Consider the following 4,518-nt stretch of genomic DNA (forward strand, 5'->3'; position numbering starts at 1 on the left):
CTCGTGTACTCGTGGTAATTTTTGTTTGGCGATAAATTTGATCACCAAATGCCATGAATGTTCCTCACTATTTCACCTATCTCATTATTTATTCATCTCTTTTTGTGGGGATTCGTCAGACACTGAGTAGATCACTTTCTTATACTGATTGGTATTAATTCCCCTTTTGCTTACAAACTCAAGTAGAATAAGCCTATGACAGATGAAACTTTATTGGCCGATCTACATAGCCACACAACAGCCTCTGATGGCATGTTGACCCCCTCTGAGTTGATAGACAGAGCGATTGTAAATGGGGTGCAGATGTTCGCCATTACCGATCACGACACGACCGCAGGTTTAGCTGAAGCTCATGCCTATAATAATAGCCATGATACGCCACTTCGATTAATCAACGGTGCGGAGATCTCAACGCGTTGGCACAATCATGATATTCATATTGTGGCCTTGAACGTCGATCTTGATAATAGTGATTTTGATAATTTCTTAATGAATCAACGTAACTTACGTGAGTTAAGGGCGAAAGAGATAGGCGAACGACTCGCGAAGGCGGGAATTGACGGTGCTTATGATGGTGCAAAAGCCATTGCTGGTGATGCGGCATTGAGTCGGGGACATTATGCTCGTTGGTTGGCCGATAAGGGCTATGCAACTAGCATGGGTAATGTGTTTAAAAAGTATCTGGCACGTGGCAAAACCGGTTACGTACCAAACAATTGGTCCGACATGGCGACGGCAATTGAAATGATACATCAAGCGGGCGGTATTGCTGTATTGGCCCACCCGAGTGGTTATAAATTGTCGACCAAATGGGTCAAACGGTTAGTAAGGGAATTTAAAGAGGCGGCAGGTGATGCCATGGAAGTGGTACTCAGCCAGCAGACGGTTGATGCTAGAAACTTCTTGATCTCCTTAAGTTTACAACATGAGTTAGCAGCATCATTGGGAAGTGACTTTCATTTTCCTGGAAGCTGGACTGAGTTGGGTAAAAGTATGTATCAACCACCAGGTGTTAATTGGGTGTGGCAAATGGACTCTTGGCCAACGGCTAATGCCTGATATTTTTATATTGATACTAAATGTTAATTTCCCATCGACTTATATAGTCAGATGGTGATGGATGGAATCGAGATGAGTCAGTTTTTTTATGTACATGAAGAAAACCCACAAAGCCGTTTGATCAATCAGGCGGTGAATGCGATTAAAAATGGCGGGGTGATTGTCTACCCCACCGATTCAGGCTATGCCTTAGGCTGCTTGCTCGGTGAAAAAGACGCCATGAGCCGCATTGCGCGGATCAGGCAGATAGATAACGACCATAATTTCTCCTTAATGTGTCGTGACCAATCTGAATTATCTACTTACGCTAAAGTGGATAATCAGGCATATCGACTGCTTAAACATAATACGCCTGGACCTTACACCTTTATTTTTAAAGCGAGTAAAGAGGTGCCAAAGCGTTTACAAAATCCAAAGAAGAAAACGATTGGAATAAGAGTGCCTGACAATGTGATTGCCTTGGCACTGCTTGAAGCGCTTGATGAGCCGTTAATGTCTACCAGTTTGATCATGCCTGGTGAGGAGTTTGCCGAATCCGATCCTGAACATATTCGTGATATTTTAGAGCACCAAGTGGATGTGATTATTCATGGTGGTTATTTAGGCCAGAAGCAGACCACGGTCATTGATCTCTCTGAAGGAGATATTGAGGTTTTACGTGAAGGGGCCGGTGATATCAGCTCGTTTACCTAAACTCAGGTTAAAGTCTGTGAAATGTTAGTCTAACAAGGTATAATCGCGCGCTTTCTTGGGCTATGGATTGTTAATCTTGGCTGTTTATCCTAAGAACTTTTGATAATTTGGCTGAGGACAGTGGATGCTGGGAACTCAAAAAAGTTTACCTTTGGCCATTGTCAGAGGTGAGCCGTTCAAAAAATTTCCGGCTGATCTGTTTATACCGCCTGAAGCGCTTGAAGTTTTTCTTGAGTCTTTTGAAGGCCCGTTAGATCTGCTCTTATATCTGATCCGTAAACAGAAGTTAGATGTGGTCGAGTTACCCATTTGGCCTGTAACTGAGCAGTATTTAGAGTATATCGAGCTGCTTCAAGGCGCGCGAGTTGAGCTGGCTGCAGACTATTTGGTGATGGCAGCAACATTAGCAGAGATTAAATCTCGCTTACTGTTACCGCGTCCCAAAGATGAAGTTGAAGATGAAGAAGATCCACGTGCTCAATTGATCCGTCAATTGAAAGCCTACGAGGTGATTAAAGAGGCGCAGCAAGAGTTAGATGCATTGCCTCGACTCGAACGAGATTTTTTTCAGGCTAAAGTAACGCCCGCGTCTGATATTAAGCCCGTGTTATTGCCGCCGCAGGTGTCATTAACCGATATGGCGAGGGCATTTGCTGGGGTACTTCAGCGAGTTGAAGCGACGGTGGATCATCAGGTTAAACGTGAAGTATTGTCGACGCGTGAGCGAATGATACAGATACTCGCTTTATTAGATGGCGAGGAGTATTTGCCGTTTGAAGCACTTTTTGATGCTAAAGAGGGACGAACCGGTGTGGTTGTAAGCTTTTTAGCGCTGATGGAGTTGGTGAAAGAGCTCTTAGTTGAGTTGATTCAAGCCGAACCATTTTCAACGATACACGTTAAAGCCTATTGATGATGCGAGTCTTTGATCGTGCTGGTATATTTTTGAACAAGCAGCTGTTAATAGCTTTATAACCTTTACGTGCTAGGACGAATTGATTGTCAACAAGTAAACTATTGCAAATTAATCCTGATCAGCTTAAGCAGCTTATCGAAGCTGGCCTGTTTGTATTAGGGAAAGCGGTAACGATTAAAACCTTAAGAGAGACAGTGCTGGTCAATTTCAATGTCTCAAGAGCAAGAATTAAATTAGCGATTGAAGAGTTACAAGAAGATTACCAAGGACGTGGCATTGAGTTAGTTGCAGTAGCTGGTGGGTATCGATTTCAAACGGTTGAAGCATTAAGTCCGTATTTACAATCTATGTGGCAGGAAAAGTCTCCAAAATATTCCAGAGCCACATTAGAAACCTTGGCGGTGATAGCGTATCGTCAACCTGTCACTCGAGGTGACATAGAATTTATTCGCGGTGTGGCGGTAAGTAGCCACACAATGAAAAGTCTATCCGATAGACATTGGATTAGAGCGGTGGGGCATAAAGAGGTACCGGGAAGACCGGCGCTATATGCAACAACGACAGACTTTTTAGCTTACTTTGGCTTAGATACGATAGCGGATTTACCTCCTTTGTCTGATCCTAAGTCTCTAGCGGCGCTGTTTTCAAATGCTGAAGCTTCAAATATGCCTGTATCAGATGATACGTCGGATATTGAAGTGACAACTGATGAAGCTGAGCCTAAAGATACACAAAATAGAGAAGAGTTTACTAATGAGTGAAAAATTGCAGAAAGTCTTGGCCCGTGCAGGCCATGGCTCCCGTCGTGAGATGGAGGCATGGATTGCTGCAGGCCGAATTAGTATTGATGGTGAGATAGCCAGCCTTGGTGATCGAGTCGAAGATGATGTGAAAATTCGCATCGATGGACGCGCTATTACAGTTAAGTCTGAAGATGATCTTATTTGCCGCGTGATTGCTTATCACAAGCCGGAAGGTGAGATCTGCAGTCGTAAAGATCCTGAAGGCCGTCCAACGGTTTTCGATCGTCTGCCTAAAACCCGTGATTCACGTTGGGTTGCAGTTGGACGTCTGGATATCAATACATCAGGATTACTACTGTTTACATCTGACGGAGAGCTAGCGAATCGCTTGATGCATCCATCAAATGAAGTTGAGCGTGAATATGCAGTGCGTACATTCGGTGAAGTTTCTGAGGCTTGTATTCAAAGACTTCGTACTGGTGTCACGCTGGAAGATGGTCCGGCAAACTTTGATAAAATCAAAGCGGCTGGTGGCGAAGGCATGAATAAATGGTGGCATGTGTCACTGGCTGAAGGCCGTAACCGTGAAGTTAGACGTTTATGGGAGTCTCAGGAAGTGCAAGTGAGTCGCCTTATTCGTATTCGTTACGGTATGGTTGAGTTGCCAAAGTCATTGCCTCGCGGCGGTTGGGTTGAGCTAGAGCTTGAACAGGTTAACTACCTAAGAAAGACGGCTGGACTGGATAATGAAAACCGCACTATGCTAGGCACAGATAAACACAGTGTTGCCCGTGCTAAAGTGAAGAGTGCTAAGATTAAACGTGCTGTGAGTAAGCATAAGACCAATGTGGGCAAAAATACGCGTCAGCGTACTTAACGCAATGATGCGAAAAACAAGTTGCTAAGTAAAGCTTGTTTTATCGTTATTGTGCCAATGGGTATCAAAGGTCGCTAACGCGGCCTTTTTTGTGTCTGTCGTTTAAATAATACCAATCAGTATAAGAAGTTGATCTACTCAGAGTCTGAGGGATCCCCTCGAATTTAATAGCATGCTTGTGGCTCCAGAATTAAGCCTTGTAGTGTTTTAATGGCTGTTCGCCAATGCGA

5 protein-coding genes are annotated in these 4,518 nt (G+C 44.0%); all 5 read left to right on the forward strand.

The window, feature by feature from the left end; translation table 11 throughout:
- Window positions 1–195: 195 nt before the first annotated feature.
- The 5 genes from rnm to rluB all read left to right on the forward strand — a co-directional run bounded on the left by rnm (window position 196) and on the right by rluB (window position 4,288).
- Window positions 196–1,059, forward strand: a complete 864-nt coding sequence (gene rnm / locus FN961_RS25495) for an RNase RNM (protein WP_144042950.1) — start codon at window positions 196–198, stop codon at window positions 1,057–1,059.
- A 72-nt stretch (window positions 1,060–1,131) separates the two neighbouring features.
- Window positions 1,132–1,752: an L-threonylcarbamoyladenylate synthase gene (locus tag FN961_RS25500; protein WP_144042951.1), complete on the forward strand. Its 621-nt coding sequence runs from the start codon at window positions 1,132–1,134 to the stop codon at window positions 1,750–1,752.
- 124 nt (window positions 1,753–1,876) lie between these two features.
- Entirely contained in the window at window positions 1,877–2,665 is a 789-nt protein-coding gene (locus FN961_RS25505) for a segregation and condensation protein A (RefSeq protein WP_144042952.1), read from the forward strand.
- A gap of 104 nt (window positions 2,666–2,769) precedes the next feature.
- Complete coding sequence (gene scpB / locus FN961_RS25510; RefSeq protein ID WP_144042954.1) at window positions 2,770–3,429, forward strand: SMC-Scp complex subunit ScpB; 660 nt, start codon at window positions 2,770–2,772, stop codon at window positions 3,427–3,429.
- The gene (gene rluB / locus FN961_RS25515; protein WP_144042953.1) at window positions 3,422–4,288 is read left to right on the forward strand and encodes a 23S rRNA pseudouridine(2605) synthase RluB; all 867 of its coding nucleotides are present in this window, start codon (window positions 3,422–3,424) and stop codon (window positions 4,286–4,288) included. Before scpB ends, rluB begins: the two co-directional genes overlap by 8 nt.
- Window positions 4,289–4,518 lie beyond the last annotated feature (230 nt).

This window comes from Shewanella hanedai, assembly GCF_007197645.1.
GTDB lineage: Bacteria > Pseudomonadota > Gammaproteobacteria > Enterobacterales > Shewanellaceae > Shewanella > Shewanella hanedai.